Raw genomic sequence first — 14998 nt, forward strand, 5'->3', positions numbered from 1 at the left:
ATGAGCGCCTTCACCGTCGCCTTTTCCGACCTCGCCCCGCGCGACCGCTACAAGCTGCTCTGCGCCAGCGTCACGCCGCGCCCGATCGCGCTCGTGACCAGCCTGTCGCCGGACGGGGTGGTGAATGCCGCGCCCTTCAGCTTCTTCAACGTCTTCTCCGAGGACCCGGCGCTGATCGTGCTCGGCCTGCAGCACAGGCCGGGCAACAACCCCAAGGACACGACGCGCAACATCGCCGCGGCCGGCGAATTCGTCGTCAACCTCGTCGATGAAGGGCTGGCCGAGGCGATGAACATCTGCGCGGTCGATTTCCCGCCCGAGATCAGCGAGATCGACGCGGCGGGGCTCTCGCTCAATCCCGGTGTCTCGGTCGGCGTGCCGCATATCGCGGAAGCGCCCTTCGCGCTGGAATGCCGCAAGACGATGTCGCTGGTGTTCTCGCCGACGCGCGAGATGCTGATCGGCGAGGTCGTTCGCATCCATGCCCGCGAGGGCCTCGTCGATCCCGCGACGCTGCGCGTCAGCATCGACGATTACAAGCCGGTCGGGCGGATGTTCGGCGACGGCTATGCGCGCCAGAACGACCGCTTCGATCTGACGCGCGGCACCTATGCCGAGTGGCTGGCGCAGCGCGAGGGCTGACGCTGGCGTTTGTCCTCAATCCACCTTGCCGATCTTGCGCGTCGCCTCGATCAGGCGGGCGCTGTCGGCCTCGACGAAGCGGGTGAAGTCGGGCGTGTCCTGATAGGCCGGCGGGCTGCCCGCCTTCTCGAAGATCTGCCGCACCTCCGGGTCGGCCATGGCGCTGCGCATGCCTTCGCGGATGCGGGTGGCGACGGGCTCGGGCAGGTTGCGCGGGGTGAACAGCCCGGCCCAGATGTAGAACTCGACATCGGCATAGCCGAGCTCCTTGAAGGTCGGCAGGTCGGGGAAGCTCGGAATCCGGCTTGCCCCCCAATTGGCGAGCACGCGCAACGCGCCGGAGTCGACATGGGGCTTCAGGACGCCGGGCGCCGAGGCCAGCGCCCGGATCTGGCCGGAGAGCAGGTCGGTCAGAGCGGGGCCGGCACCGCGATAGGGCACGTGCAGCAGCTTCAGACCCGCGGAGGCGGCGAACATCTCCATCGCCACATGCAGCGTGCCGTAGGAACCCGACGAGCCGTAGGGGATCGTGCCCGGGCGCGCCTTGGCGTCCTCGACGAAGTCCTTCAGCGTCTTCCAGGGCGAGGCGGCGGGAACGGCCAGCAGCGTCGGGTCGGCCAGCACCCGCGCGACCGGCGCCAGTTGCGCAACCTCGTAGGGCGGAGTGCGGGCGAAGAGGCGCGCCGATTCCGGCAGCACAGCCAGCGACGAGAGCGTCATCAGCAGGGTGTAGCCATCCGGCTCGGCGCGGGCGACGGCGGCATTGCCGATGGCCCCGCCGGCTCCGCCGCGGTTGTCGACGACGACGGCGGTCTTCAGCAGTTTCTCGAGCGCCTGGGCGATCGGCCTCGCTGCGAGATCGGCCTGGCCGCCGGGCGGAAAAGGCACGACCAGGGTGATGGGGCGCGAGGGCCAGGGCGCCTGGGCGCGGGACGGTCCGGTCAGAAGGGCCCCGGCCGACGTCGCGGCGAGGCCGGCGAGCATGTCGCGGCGTTTCATCGTCATCCTCCCGATGCCGGCTCTTCTCGACCGGCGTGTGATCGGCGCCGTGACCGGCGCTCGGGGCGGATGATGACGGATCGCGACGCGCTTTGCACCCTCGTCCCTGCATGCGGGCCCTGCGTGCGAGCGCGGCGTCCGCAGCGTCGGGCTTTCAGCCCTTGGGCTTCTGGCCGGGCCGGAAGGCCAGGATCACCGCGGGGTCGGTTTCGAGATAGGGGCCCTCGATCAGGTCGATGCAGTAGGGGACCGCCGGCATCACCGCGTCGAGGCACTCGGCGATGGCGCGCGGGCGGCCCGGCAGGTTGACGATCAGGCAGCGGCCGCGGATGCCGGCGGTCTGGCGCGAGAGGATCGCGGTCGGCACCTTGGCGAGGCTGACCTGCCGCATCAGCTCGCCGAAGCCCGGCATCGGCTTCTCGACGACATCCTCCGTCGCCTCGGGCGTGACGTCGCGAGGGGCGGGGCCGGTCCCACCCGTCGTGACGATCAGGCAGCAGCCCTCCTGGTCCGCCAGTTCGATCAGGGTCTTTGCGATCAAGGCGCGGTCGTCGGGGATGACGCGGGCGACGGGCATCCAGGGCGAGCTTAACGCCTTTGCGAAATAGGCTTTGATGGCGGGGCCGCCCTCGTCCTCATAGATCCCGGCCGAGGCGCGGTCCGAAACCGTGACGATGCCGATCCTGATGCCGCCGTCCATGTCGTGCCCTCCGCTCTGGTCGAGCGCAGATGTGGCCGATCGCGGCGGCTCACGCCACCGTTTTCGCCCGCTTCCGCTGCAGGCGGGTACGGAGCGCGCGCAGGCCCTGGCGCAGGCGGGCGGCGCCCTCGGGCAGGCCCGGCTCAGGCTCGCCGAGGCGGATCAGGACGTTGCCCATCGCCCGGCGCTCGCCCCAGACATAGGTGCCGGCGTCGACCCCGTCGCCAGCGCCGCTGTCGAAGAGCGCCGGAGGCGTGCCGGCGAAGTCCGCCTGCAGCATGGCGATCGTCAGGGCCCGGCCGGGGGAGTGGCGCGCCTGCGCCTCGTCATAGGCGATTTTGAGGAAGTGGCGGGTGCCGGCGCTCTCGATCAGCAGGCCCATCGCGAGGGGGCGGCCGTCGAGCCGCAATATGTCGAGCTGTAGGGCGTCGCTGGCGGCGTATTGCGTGGCGAGGCTGTCGAAATAGGCTCCGGCCTGGGGGAGGCGGGCGATGGCGGTGCCCGCCTCGCCCTTCCAGCCCGCCGCCTCCAGCGCCAGGAAATCCGGCATGGCGTCCCGTGCGGCGGGGCCCCTGAGGCGCTCGAAGCTCACCGTGCCGTGTCGCGCGATGGCGCGAAACTGCTGCATCCGCTTCTTGTAGCTCTGGCCCAGCGCGCGGCGTAGGTAGCGCTCGGCGTCGTCGCCCGGCTGCGCCACCATCACCGGGCGCTGCCAGCGCTCGCTGGTGGAGAGGCGGCTGCCCGTGGCGCGGCAGGCCTCGCTCAGCGCCGCGAAGGCCGGCCCTTCCAGCGGCAGCAGCGGCAGCGACAGCGTGCGGGGCAGGTCGCCGGCCGCGAGGATATGGCGCAGCATCGCCTGCGCGACGTCCTCGGCATGGTCGGGATCGAGCACCGGCAGCGAGGTGACTTCGTAGAGCGGCAGGAGCGGGGCGGTCAGGGCGGCTGCGAAGCCGGTGCGCCAGTCACGCTTGCGCCGCAGCGCCCAGAGACCTGCCAGCCGCTCGGACCCCAGTGCTTCGCTGAGCCAGGCGGCGAGGATCACGATCCGGTCCTCCGGCACAACGACGCGGGCGGCGCTGACCGCCGCCGGCGACATATGCGGATTGGGCTCGCGCGACCGTGCGGCCAGCGCGGCGAAGCGTGCGCCGTACGCTCCGTAATCGGCGGCCCTGACGCGCCTGACGACGATGCCGGAGGTCAAACCGAACCGCCCTCGCGCCGGTATCGGCCGACCTCGCCGCGCAGCGAAAGCACGAAGGCGATGACCTGCGCCGTCGCGCGATAGAGCTCCTCCGGGATCTGGTCGTCGAGTTCGACCGCCGAGAGCGCCTGCGCCAGCACTGCGTTCTCCTCGATCGCGACGCCATGCGCGCGGCCGGTCTCGATGATGCGCTCGGCCAGTTCGCCGCGGCCCTTGGCAGTGACGCGGGGCGCGTTCTGCCCGTCATATTCGAGCGCGATGGCGATCTGCCGCGCCGGGGGGCGGGCGGGAGGCGGGGCGGGGGGGCTGGTCATGACATCCGGTCCAGGAACTGCCCGGCGGTGGGCTGGGCGATGCGCGGCTGGCCGGTATGAATGTCGATGGAGCGGTTCTCGAACCGTGCATCCGCCAGGGCGGCCTCGAGGCCGGGCGAGGCGCCGCGCAGGAGCCGGCTGGTGTCCTCCCGTTCGGCCCAGAGCGTGATGCCGACGCTGCGGCCCTGCAGGGTGACGACGCCCTGAAGCGGGCCGAGCGGCTCGACATCGAGCGCGAAGCGGACGCGCCAGAGCGGGCCGGCCGCGGCATCGACCTCGCGCCGGGGCGGCTCGCGTTCGATCTGGAGCGGCAGCATCGCCGCACCCTGGTGAAAGGCGAGGGGGATCTCGGTGAGCCAGCGCTGGCTCTGTTGCGCCTCGGGCCGCGTGCCCTCGGCCGGGAGGGAGGCGTATTGCGACAGCGTGATGCGGTCGATCGCGGCGTCCGTCTGCTCCAGCAGGGTGCCGACGATCGTGAGCGGCTTGTCGCCAGTGGAGAGGGTGGGCTCGGCGATCGGCTGCGGCACCGGCGCGCCGTCGCGGCGGGGCGGGGCGGGCTTCGCCGTGAGATCCCCGCCGGGGAGCTGCGCCGGTCCGGCCGAGGATGAGGGCAGGCTGCCGGCCCTGCCGGCCTCGGGCGCCGAGGCCGACTGGACGAGCGGCAGGAGATGGTCGCGAAGGGTCTGGAGCGCTCCCTTGAGGTCCGCCTGCGGCCGGGCCGGCGCGCCCTGCGCCCGGTTGGCCTCGAGGAAGAGCCCGGAGGTCTGCACCGCCGCCTGGAGGGCCGGCCCGGTCAACGCCTTGCGCTCGACCGGCAGCGCGCGGGCCATGACGCGATCGGCCAGCGCCAGCAGCGGCCGCGGCAGCGCGACGGCCCCATTGGCGACGGCGCGCAGATTGGCCAGGAGCGGCGCCAGCGAATCCTGTCGTGCCAGGGCGGGGCCGAGCAGAGGCCCGGCCATGGCGCGTGGCGAGGCCGCACCCGCGGCGGGATCGGCGCGTGCGGCCACGGGACGGTTCGATCCGGACATCGCCTCGGGGTTCGCGGGCGCTGCCGCTGCGCTCGGGATCGGACCGGCCATCGGCCCCGGGCCGGGCGTGGCGGCGGCCATGGCGGTGCCCAGCGCCGTCGGCGGCGCGGCGGGGCCTGTCGGCCGTGCGGCAGGGGCCGGCGGTTGGCCCGGCATCGCCAGGGTTAAAGCCTGTGTGGAGGTGGATGACGTCGGCGCGGGCTGGGCAGGTGCCGTTTTGCCGGGCGCCGCGTTGGCCGCCCCGGGCGGTAGCATCGACTGGGCCGTCGCCATGGCGGCACGGGCCTGCTCGGGCGTCGGCGGGCGGACCTCGACCAGCGTCGCCGTCAGGCTTCCGCTGGCCGCGCCGGAGGGGCCCGGGTCGAGCTTCAGGACCAAAGTCGCGCCCGGTTGCAGCGCGGATTGACGGGCGGCGGGGCCGGCGAGCACGAGCGAGACGGTTTCCTGGCCGAGCTGCGCGGTCGCGGTGCCGTCGCCGGCGATTGCGAGCAGGCGCGCTTCCACCGTCCGGCCCGCGACGAGGCCGGAGGCGGGCGCGAGCGCCTGCAGCAGGGTGGCCAGCGTCTGGCTGTGGGCGAGCGTGGCGGGATTCATCGGCTCCGGCCGTGATGGCGACGCGGTCAGCCTGACATCAAAGCTTAAGCATTTCCTTGCGGTTAGGCGTTCCAGGGCGGGCGCCGGACCCGGGATGGCGCGGCCTGCAGGGGGCGCCTGCGCGCGGATGGCTGGCGCGACGGGCGGGGCTGGGGCAGGTTTGCCGGACGGATCGGACGCGTGCGGGGCGCAGCCCGCCGATTGCAGGGGATGTGTCGATGGAATACCGCCAGCTCGGGCGCTCGGGCCTGAGAGTCTCGCCGATCTGCCTGGGCACGATGATGTTCGGCGGTGCCACCGACGAAGTCGCCTCGCGCGCGATCGTCGACCACGCCCGCGATGTCGGGATCAACTTCATCGATACGGCGGACGCCTACACGGAGGGTCGCTCCGAGGAGATCACCGGGCGGGCCATCGCCGCCCACCGGCACGACTGGGTGCTGGCGACCAAGGTCGCCAATGCGATCGGCGAGGGGCCGAACCGCGCCGGGCTCTCGCGCAAATGGGTGCTCCAGGCGTGCGACGACAGCCTGCGCCGGCTCGGCACCGAATTCATCGACATCTACTACCTCCACAAGGAGGACCTCGCCACGCCGCTGGCGGAGACGGTCCGCGCGATCGGGGATCTCGTGCGGCAGGGCAAGATCCGGCATTTCGGCGTCTCGAACTACCGCTCCTGGCGGGTCGCCGAGATCTGCCGCCTCTGCGACGAACTCGGCATCGACCGGCCGGTCGTCAGCCAGCCCTATTACAATGCAATGAACCGAATGCCGGAGGTCGAGCATCTGCCGGCCTGCGGCTATTACGGGCTCGGCGTCGCCTCCTATTCGCCGCTGGCGCGCGGCGTGCTCACCGGGAAGTACGAGCCGGGCGAGACACCGCAGCAGGGCACGCGCGCGGCGCGCGGCGACAAGCGCATCCTGCAGACCGAATGGCGGCAGGAGAGCCTCGTCATCGCCCAGACGATCAAACAGCATGCCGCTGCGCGCGGCATGACGCCGATCCAGTTCGCGGTCGGCTGGGTGCTCAACAACCGCCTCCTGACGGCCGCCATCGCCGGCCCGCGCACGCTGGAGCAGTGGCAGGCCTATCTGGCCGCACTCGACGTCACCTTCACGCCCGAGGACGAGGCGCTGATCGACGGTCTGGTACCGACCGGGCATCCCTCGACGCCGGGCTACAACGACCCCGCCTATCCGATCGAGGGGCGGCCGGCGCGCACGGCTGCGTGATCGGGCGGCGCGGCATTTGCCTTGTCGCTGCAGCGCACCTAACTGAGCCCGGTTGCGCCGGGCGGGCGGCGCCGTTCTGGGAGGGCGGATAGATGGCAGCCGAGGGTCTCACCGGCGATCTCATCAAGGTGGTGAGCCTGCTGGGTGCCGGCGTGGTCGCCGTGCCGCTGTTCCGGCGGCTCGGGCTCGGCTCGGTGCTGGGGTATTTCACCGCCGGCCTCGCCATCGGGCCCTATGGCGTCGGCCTGTTTCCCAATCCCGAATCCGTGCTGCATGTCGCCGAGCTCGGCGTGGTGATGTTCCTGTTCATCATCGGGCTCGAAATGCAGCCCTCGCGGCTGTGGAATCTGCGTCGTGAAATCTTCGGCCTCGGCGTGGCGCAGGTCGCGCTCTGCGGCACGCTGCTGACCGTCGTCGGATACGCCTATGGCCTCCCCCTGCCGGCCGCCTTCATCGCCGGCATGGGTTTCGTCCTGTCGTCCACCGCCGTGGTCATGCAGATGCTGAACGAGCGCGGCGAGAGCTCGACCCCGCAGGGCCAGCAGGCGGTCTCGATCCTGCTGCTCGAGGACCTCGCGATCGTGCCGCTCCTGGCCGTGGTGGCGCTGCTTGCGCCCGTGACGGGGACGCAGAGCAATGGCTGGCTCTCGGTCGGCATCGCGGCGGCGGCCGTCGCAGGGCTCGTCGTCGCCGGCCGCTATCTGCTCAACCCGATGTTCCGTCTGTTGGCGCTGGCCCATGCGCGGGAGGTGATGACCGCTGCCGCGCTGCTGGTCGTGCTCGGCTCGGCGCTGACGATGCAGCTCAGCGGGCTGTCTATGGCGATGGGCGCCTTCCTCGCCGGCGTGCTGCTGTCGGAATCGAGCTTCCGGCATCAGCTCGAGGCCGACATCGAGCCGTTCCGCGGCATCCTGCTCGGGCTCTTCTTCCTCGCGGTGGGCATGTCGCTCGATCTTGGCGTGATCGCGCGGAACTGGGTGCTGATCGGTTTCGCGGTTGTCGCCTTCATGAGCGTCAAGGCGCTCGGCATCTTCATCGTCGCCAAGGTCTCGGGCTCGCGGACGCGGGAGGCGGTGACCCGGGTCGCGCTGTTCTCGCAAGGCGGCGAGTTCGCCTTCGTGCTCTATTCGGCGGCGGCGGCGGCCGGCATCTTCGACGCCCAGACCAATGCGGTGGCGAGCGCCACGGTGATCCTCTCCATGGCGCTGACGCCGCTGCTGGTGCTCGCGCTCGACCGCTTCCTGCCGCCGGAGGAGACCTCGCTCGATGGGGTCGACCTCGCCGACGGTCTCAACGGCCGTGCGCTGGTCATCGGCTTCGGTCGTTTCGGCCAGGTCGCCTCGCAGGCGCTGCTGGCCCGGGGTTTCAGCGTCTCGATCATCGAGGTCGATGTCGAACTGATCCAGGCGGCCGCCGGCTTCGGCTTCAAGGTTCACTACGGCGACGGCACGCGCCCCGAGATCCTGCACGCATCCGGGGCCGAGCGCGCCGAGGCGATCCTGGTCTGCGTCGACGACCGCGAAACCAGCAACCGCATCGTTGCCGTCGCGCAGGAGGCGTTCCCGCATGCCAAGCTGTTCGTGCGCGCCTATGATCGCGGCCATGCGATGGACCTGATCCGCGCCGGCGTCGACTACCAGATCCGCGAGACCTTCGAATCCGCGATGGCCTTCGGCACGGCGGTGCTGCTCGGCATGGGCGTGCCCGAGCCGGAGGCGGCCGAGATCGCCGAGGATGTCCGCCGGCGCGACGCGGAGCGCCTCGACCTCCAGGTCGCCAGCGACATCTATGCCGGGACGAGTCTGATCCGCGGCAATGCGCCGGTGCCGGCACCGCTGACCAAGCCGAAGACCGCCGGCAAGATCCACGGCAACGTGCCGGACGATCTCGGCGACATGTGAGCGTCGACGGGCTGCCTCAGTTCCCCGGCAGCACGATCATGGTCGGGCGAGCGGGAAGCCCGGCCTTGCTGACGGTCAGCACCGGCTGATCGCGCCGCTCGATCGGCCAGTTGTCCTGCGAGCGGGCGAGGAAACGGCTGAGCGTGGCACCCCCGAAGAAGTGCATCGGGATCATCACCCGCGCCTGCAGCGACTTCAGCACCTCGAGCATGCCCTCCTGATCCAGCGTGTAGCTGCCATCGACCGGGAAGAGCACGACGTCGACACGGCCGAGCGCGCGCAGATGGCCGGGCTCCAGCGGGTGATGCAGATGGCCGAGATGGGCGATGCAGAGCTCGCCGATCTCGAAGACGAAGATCGAATTGCCGTCGAAATCGGTCGAGCCCGAATAGGAGCGGATGTTGGTCGGCACGTTGCGCACACGCAGATCGGCCAAGGTCACGTCGTGCCTGGCGGCGCCGCGGCCGGTCGGGTCCCAGCCCGGCAGGACCTGCTTGATGCCGGGATCGGGGTTGCGCGAATGGTGCGTCGAGTGGGCCTTGTTCATCGTGGCGACATCGGGCGTCACCTGCGGCCGGACATAGTCGTTGTAGTCGGTCGCGACCTTCACCCCCGCCGGCGTCTCGATCAGGAAGGTGGCGTGGCCGACGAAGGTGATGCGCGCCTCGTCCCTGCCGAGGGCGGCCAGCGTCAGGTTGGCGCGATGGATGGGAAGCCGCAGCGAGGCCATCTCGGGCCGGCAGCCCGGCTCGTCGGATTGGGCGCGGGCGGCCGGGGGCAGGAGCAGAACCGTTGCGGCCAGGGCGATGAGCCCGTCGCGGATCGCTGTCCAGGACCTCGTGGTTCCCCGCATCGCCGTTCTCCCGACCTTCGGCCCGGCCAAGTGTGATGCATGGTCCGGGCCGAAGGGAAGGCGCCGCCGCCGCCGATGGCGCGTTTGTGAAGACGCCCCGGCGGATCGGCCTGGTTACTGCTTGGCGAGGCCGAGATCCTTGAGGACGCTGACGCCGCGCTCGGTGAAGGTCTTGGCGTAGACGGCGAACTCGCCGGGCTTGTCCCAGACCGGGGTGATGCCGCGATCAGCCATCGCCTTGCGGACCTCGGGGCGCTGCATGGTGCGCTCGGCCGCCTCGAACAGGATCTTGCGCCGGTCGGCCGGGACGCCCTTGGGTGCCGAGAGCGCAAACCAGTTCTGGTAGGTCCAGCTCAGCCCGGCCTCCTTGGCGCTCGGCACGTCCGGGAAGTTCGGATGGCGCTCCTCGGTCATCAGCAGGATGGTGCGCACGCGGCCGGCGTCGAGCATCGCCTTGGCCTCGATCGGCGAGCCGGTGAAGACGCTGATGCCACCGGAGGCGAGGTCCTGCAGGGCAGGCGCGCCGCCATTGCTCGGCACCCAGCGCACGGCGTCGGGCGCGATGCCCGCCGATTTCAGCAGGCCGCCCGAGGCGATGTGCCAGGAACCGCCGACGCCGGTGCCCGAGGCCATGAAGGTGCCCTTCGGATTTTCCTTGACCGCCTTGATGTAGTCGGCTGCCGTCTTGATCGGGCTGTCAGCCTTGACCGTGACGCCGGCCGGGATGAGCGAGACGCGCGAGAAGGAATCGACACTGTCGATGGTGATGTCGCCGAGGCCGAGCGTCTTGAAGAAGGAGATCTCGGGGCTGATGCCGCCGACCGTGTAGCCGTCGGCCGTGGCGTTGGCGATCGCGGTGTGGCCGGTCAGGCCGCCGCCGCCGGTGCGGTTGACGACATTGACCGGCTGCTTGAGCTCGGCCTCGTAACCGGCGGCGAAGATGCGCATCACGGCGTCCATGCCGCCGCCGGCGGCCCAGGGCACGATGAGTTGGACCGGACGATCCGGAAAGGCCCAGGACGGGCCGGCGACAGAGAGCAGGGCGGCCGCGCCGAGCGCAGCCTTGATGATGGTCTTCATGGTCCCTCCCCAGGGATGGCCGCCGGATTGGTCCGGCTGGTCCAGCGGGGAGATTAGACCGCAAATCCCGGGCCTATCAAGATATGCTGCATACAGTGTTCGGTGTTCAGACGGGTACCCTGCTCATGTCATCATTACGCCCTGAAAGCGCTCGCAAGACAGGTCGTGAAAAGAGCTGCGGGCACCGGCAATGATACAAGGATTCCTCACGCGCCGGATTCTGTGTGGTCTCTGCGTTCTGCCCTGGCTTGCGACGACCTCCTCCGGTCAGGTGAGCCCCGCAGCCGATCAAGGCGCCGCGCTCGCTGCTGCGCAGTTTCGCGCCGAGGGCCTGACGGCGCTGATCGTCTTGCGGAATGGTCGGCGCCTGGTCAGCCTCGGTGACGAGCGACGCAAGGTGGATGTCGCCTCGGTTCGCAAGAGCCTGCTCGGCGCGCTCTACGGCATCGCCATCGCCGAGGCCCGGGTCGATCCATCGGCGACGCTCGCCCAACTCCACATCGACGACGTGCCCCCCGCTCTCACGAACGCCGAGAAGCAGGCGAGCGTGATGGATCTCCTGCGGGCGCGCTCTGGCGTTTATCACCCGGCTGCCCATGAAACCGCCGACATGCGCGCCAAGCGCCCGGAACGCGGCAGCCATGCCGCAGGGACCTTCTGGTTCTACAACAACTGGGATTTCAACGTTCTCGGCACGATCTATCGCCAGCAGACCGGCGAGGACATCTTCGCCAGCTTCGCCAAGCGCATCGCACGGCCCATCGGCATGGAGGACTTCGACGCCAAGGACGGTCGGTCTGTGCGCGTTCCGCAATCTCGGCATGAGGCCTATCCGTTCAAGCTGACGGCGCGCGATGCGGCCCGGTTCGGCCAACTCGTCCTTGATCGCGGACGCTGGGGTGGACGCCAGATCATCCCCGCCGCGTGGATATCCCAAACACTCTCGCCCTATTCCGCCACGGATCGGGGCGATCTGGGTTATGGCTGTCTGTGGTGGACGTTGCCCGCCGGGCGCTTCGGGCCGGGGGCGGGGTTCGCTGCCGGGTTTGGCGGCCAGTTCATCGCGGTGCTGCCTACGCGAGGGCTTGTGGTCGTGCAATTGGCGGAGCGTGCGGCCGGGGGCTCAGGCCACACGAAACGGTTCATGCGCTTCCTGGCCCAATTCGCCGAACTGTCGGAGGCGAGCGGGGTCAGTCGCCAGCCGCGATCCGGACCGTGACGCGCGCTTCGGCCAGGCGTCGGTAGAGCCGCTGGCGGCGCAGCAGCGGCAGCCAGTCGTAGAGGAACATCTCGGCCGGGCGCCAGATCACCACCCAACCGATGATGACGAGGCTCTCCTGGACGATGCGGGCGAAGGGCCCGTCGAAGGATCTGGTGAGCGCGAAGCTGATGGCGAGGCAGAGAGCGAGTCCGGCGAAGCCGATCAGGAAGGCGCGCCGCCCGTCGCGGAAATGCTCGCGCAGGGCGTGCCCCTCGGATCGCGCCTTGGCGGCGAACCAGCCCGTCAGCGCGGTCGCGAGGTCGGGTCCGGGCGGGCCCGCGATCTCCGCTGCCGGCAGGTGGATGGTGATGGCGATGGGGGCGTCCTTCGGCAGTTCCTGCGCCCATTCGACGATATAGCGCTCGGCCTCGGCCGAGATGTCGCCCTCGCTGAAGGGGAAGGGATCGAGCGTGTTGAACAGCTGGGCGCCGTTGGCGAGGCGCAGCTCGATGGTGGCGTCGCCCGGGTTTCGCGTCATGTCCGATCAGCCTCGCCCGCATGTCCGAGAGAGCATTATTCAGGGGAGGCGCGCTGGCGCAATCGCGGCGCCCGGGCCGGCATGCCGGTTGCGGCTGGCGGCGTGTCTCGCTACATACGCGCCAGATTTCCCGACCCTTGCGACCCTCAGTCCGCCAGCGGAGCCCGCACGCCCATGTCCCGCCAGTTCATCTACCATATGCGCGGCCTGTCGAAGACCTATCCGGGCGGCAAGCAGGTTCTCAAGGACATCCACCTGTCCTTCTATCCTGACGCCAAGATCGGCGTGCTCGGCGTCAACGGCGCGGGCAAGTCGACGCTGCTCAAGATCATGGCCGGCTACGACAAGGAATGGACCGGCGAAGCCTGGGTCGCCGAGGGGGCGCGCGTCGGCTACCTGCCGCAGGAGCCCAAGCTCGACGAGACGCTGAACGTCCGCGACAACGTCATGCTCGGCGTCGCGCCGCAGAAGGCCGTGCTCGACCGCTACAACGAGCTCGCCATGAACTACTCGGACGAGACCGCCGACGAGATGACGGCGCTGCAGGACGAGATCGAGGCCAAGGGGCTGTGGGATCTGGACTCGAAGGTCGACCAGGCGATGGACGCGCTGCGCTGCCCGCCCGACGACTGGGAGGTCGCCAAGCTCTCGGGCGGCGAGCGCCGCCGCGTCGCGCTCTGCAAGCTCCTGCTGGAGCAGCCGGAGCTGCTGCTGCTCGACGAGCCGACCAACCATCTGGACGCCGAGACGACCGCCTGGCTGGAAGGTCACCTGCGCACCTATCCGGGCGCGATCCTGATCGTGACCCACGATCGCTACTTCCTCGACAACGTCACCAGCTGGATCCTCGAGCTCGATCGCGGCCAGGGCATCCCCTATGAGGGCAACTACTCGGCCTGGTCGGTGCAGAAGCAGAAGCGCCTCGCCCAGGAGAACCGCGAGGACGTCTCCCGCCAGAAGACGCTGGAGCGCGAGCAGGAGTGGATCTCGGCCTCACCCAAGGCCCGGCAGGCCAAGAGCAAGGCGCGCATCCAGCGCTATGACGAACTCGTCCAGAAGGCCAACAACAAAGGGCCCGACACCGCGCAGATCGTCATCCCGATCGCCGAGCGGCTGGGCAACAACGTCGTCGATTTCGAGGATATCTCGAAGGGCTTCCAGGACAAGCTCCTGATCGACGGGCTGACCTTCAAGCTGCCGCCGGGTGGCATCGTCGGCGTGATCGGCCCCAACGGCGCCGGCAAGACGACGCTGTTCCGGATGATCACGGGGCAGGACAAGCCCGATGCCGGCACGATCAAGATCGGCGAGAGCGTCACCCTCGGCTATGTCGACCAGAGCCGCGACTCGCTCGACGACAAGAAGAACGTCTGGGAGGAGATCTCGGGCGGCAACGACATCCTCTATCTCGGAAAGCGCGAGATCAACTCGCGCGCCTATTGCTCGACCTTCAACTTCAAGGGCGGCGACCAGCAGAAGAAGGTCGGCTCGCTCTCAGGCGGCGAGCGCAATCGCGTCCATCTCGCCAAGATGCTGAAGGCCGGCTCCAACGTCCTCCTGCTCGACGAGCCGACCAACGATCTCGACGTCGACACGCTGCGGGCGCTGGAGGAGGCGCTGGAGGATTATGCCGGCTGCGCCGTGATCATCAGCCATGATCGCTGGTTCCTCGACCGGATCGCGACCCATATCCTCGCCTTCGAGGGCGACAGCCATGTCGAATGGTTCGAGGGCAACTTCGCCGATTACGAGGAAGACAAGAAGCGTCGGCTGGGTATCGACTCCACGATCCCCAAGCGCATCCAGTACAAGAAGTTCTCGCGCTGAGGGCTCGCGCGGGGCGCCGCTGCGCCCCGCCGACCCGCTTGTCCGATCAGAGCCAGAAGCCGCCGATCTGATTGGCCTTCGGGTTCGCGATGCAGGCGGCCATGCGGTTGAGCCAGATCTTCTGGTAATGCGCGTTGGTGCCGTGGGCTGTGTCGAGGTCGTATCGGTGCTGGATCAGGCCCACCCGCGTCTGAAGATGCAGTTGCTCGAGCTGCGCATAGTCGGCGATCAGCGCCGCCAGCGAGGGCGCGCGCGCGATCGTCAGCTGATGGGCGAAGGCACGGGCGGCGACGAAGCCGACATCATAGTGGAACTGTTCATGGGCGAGCAGCCCGGCGGTCATGACGGCGCCGATCCGCATCTTCGCATTGGGCGAGACGGTGATCACATTGGGAACCGCGACGGCGTGCTTCCCGCCGACTAAGCGGGACCCCTTGTTGGGCATCGCATAGTCGAAGGCCGTATAGGCATCCTGCAGGGTGCCGTCGGCGGGGTCGATGACCTTGGCCACCTTCTTGAAATGGCCCACGGTCAGCTTCACCACCGTGCGCGCGGCCGTGACCTCGCCCGCCATGGGCGCCGCGGCCAGCAGTGAGGTGATCGTCGCCTTGCCCGGCTCGACCAGGCCGTCGGGCTTGGCGACCTTCATCACGACCTGCTGGTAACGCTGGATCGCCGCCTTGGTCCTGACGCCGCAAATGCCGTCGACGACCAGCAGCGGCAGGCCCATCACAGCCGCGTGGGGGTTCAGCAGCGACTGCACGATCTGCGCGTCGGCTTTCAGGTTGGTGCCACCGATGCCTACCGATGCGCTGATGCTCATGGCCGGGGTCCCGGTCTGGCTGCGGACATCGATGACTTAACGTCAGAATGACCGGGCTGTCG

14 protein-coding genes are annotated in these 14998 nt (G+C 69.6%); 5 read left to right on the top strand and 9 right to left on the bottom strand.

From position 1 onward, the window contains the following. On the top strand, positions 1–642 hold the full coding sequence (locus SJY11_RS10460; RefSeq protein WP_376986528.1) for a flavin reductase family protein: 642 nt from the start codon (positions 1–3) through the stop codon (positions 640–642). A gap of 15 nt (positions 643–657) precedes the next feature. Here the strand turns inward: SJY11_RS10460 and SJY11_RS10465 are convergent, their stop codons facing one another. The 5 genes from SJY11_RS10465 to fliK all read right to left on the bottom strand — a co-directional run bounded on the left by SJY11_RS10465 (position 658) and on the right by fliK (position 5481). After that, positions 658–1641, bottom strand: coding sequence for a Bug family tripartite tricarboxylate transporter substrate binding protein (locus SJY11_RS10465; protein WP_376986529.1), 984 nt, complete (start codon positions 1639–1641; stop codon positions 658–660). A 154-nt stretch (positions 1642–1795) separates the two neighbouring features. Further along, positions 1796–2341 carry a molybdopterin adenylyltransferase gene (gene mog / locus SJY11_RS10470; RefSeq protein ID WP_376986530.1) on the bottom strand — a complete coding sequence of 182 codons (546 nt, stop codon included), beginning with the start codon at positions 2339–2341 and terminating at the stop codon, positions 1796–1798. 49 nt (positions 2342–2390) lie between these two features. After that, the gene (locus SJY11_RS10475) at positions 2391–3542 is read right to left on the bottom strand and encodes a GNAT family N-acetyltransferase (RefSeq protein WP_376986531.1); all 1152 of its coding nucleotides are present in this window, start codon (positions 3540–3542) and stop codon (positions 2391–2393) included. Further along, positions 3539–3856, bottom strand: coding sequence for an EscU/YscU/HrcU family type III secretion system export apparatus switch protein (locus SJY11_RS10480; RefSeq protein WP_376986532.1), 318 nt, complete (start codon positions 3854–3856; stop codon positions 3539–3541). The genes SJY11_RS10475 and SJY11_RS10480 overlap by 4 nt, the downstream gene beginning before the upstream one ends. Continuing rightward, a complete protein-coding gene (fliK, locus tag SJY11_RS10485; RefSeq protein WP_376986533.1) occupies positions 3853–5481 on the bottom strand; it encodes a flagellar hook-length control protein FliK in 1629 nt (542 codons plus the stop codon). Before fliK ends, SJY11_RS10480 begins: the two co-directional genes overlap by 4 nt. Before the next feature lie 218 nt (positions 5482–5699). Between fliK and SJY11_RS10490 the strand changes: the two genes are divergently transcribed. Further along, complete coding sequence (locus tag SJY11_RS10490; protein ID WP_376986534.1) at positions 5700–6713, top strand: aldo/keto reductase; 1014 nt, start codon at positions 5700–5702, stop codon at positions 6711–6713. Between the two features lie 92 nt (positions 6714–6805). Further along, entirely contained in the window at positions 6806–8614 is a 1809-nt protein-coding gene (locus tag SJY11_RS10495; RefSeq protein ID WP_376986535.1) for a monovalent cation:proton antiporter-2 (CPA2) family protein, read from the top strand. Positions 8615–8630: 16 nt separating this feature from the next. Here SJY11_RS10495 and SJY11_RS10500 read toward each other — a convergent pair whose 3' ends face one another. After that, positions 8631–9467: an MBL fold metallo-hydrolase gene (locus SJY11_RS10500; protein WP_376986536.1), complete on the bottom strand. Its 837-nt coding sequence runs from the start codon at positions 9465–9467 to the stop codon at positions 8631–8633. A gap of 114 nt (positions 9468–9581) precedes the next feature. Continuing rightward, on the bottom strand, positions 9582–10547 hold the full coding sequence (locus tag SJY11_RS10505) for a Bug family tripartite tricarboxylate transporter substrate binding protein (RefSeq protein WP_376986537.1): 966 nt from the start codon (positions 10545–10547) through the stop codon (positions 9582–9584). A 271-nt stretch (positions 10548–10818) separates the two neighbouring features. Here SJY11_RS10505 and SJY11_RS10510 point away from each other — a divergent pair, with 271 nt between their 5' ends. Continuing rightward, positions 10819–11766 (top strand): serine hydrolase domain-containing protein, encoded by a 948-nt coding sequence (locus SJY11_RS10510; RefSeq protein ID WP_376986538.1) that lies wholly within the window; start codon positions 10819–10821, stop codon positions 11764–11766. Here the strand turns inward: SJY11_RS10510 and SJY11_RS10515 are convergent. Beyond that, positions 11738–12286 carry a hypothetical protein gene (locus tag SJY11_RS10515; protein ID WP_376986540.1) on the bottom strand — a complete coding sequence of 183 codons (549 nt, stop codon included), beginning with the start codon at positions 12284–12286 and terminating at the stop codon, positions 11738–11740. The two genes, SJY11_RS10510 and SJY11_RS10515, sit on opposite strands and share 29 nt — an antisense overlap. Before the next feature lie 174 nt (positions 12287–12460). On the opposite strand from SJY11_RS10515, the gene ettA reads away from it, so the two are divergent. Then, complete coding sequence (gene ettA / locus SJY11_RS10520; RefSeq protein WP_376986541.1) at positions 12461–14113, top strand: energy-dependent translational throttle protein EttA; 1653 nt, start codon at positions 12461–12463, stop codon at positions 14111–14113. A 46-nt stretch (positions 14114–14159) separates the two neighbouring features. Here the strand turns inward: ettA and SJY11_RS10525 are convergent, their stop codons facing one another. Further along, a complete protein-coding gene (locus SJY11_RS10525) occupies positions 14160–14936 on the bottom strand; it encodes a peptidoglycan-binding domain-containing protein (protein ID WP_376986542.1) in 777 nt (258 codons plus the stop codon). Between the last annotated feature and the right edge of the window lie 62 nt (positions 14937–14998).

The organism is Allobosea sp. R86505, assembly GCF_042466375.1.
GTDB lineage: Bacteria > Pseudomonadota > Alphaproteobacteria > Rhizobiales > Beijerinckiaceae > Allobosea.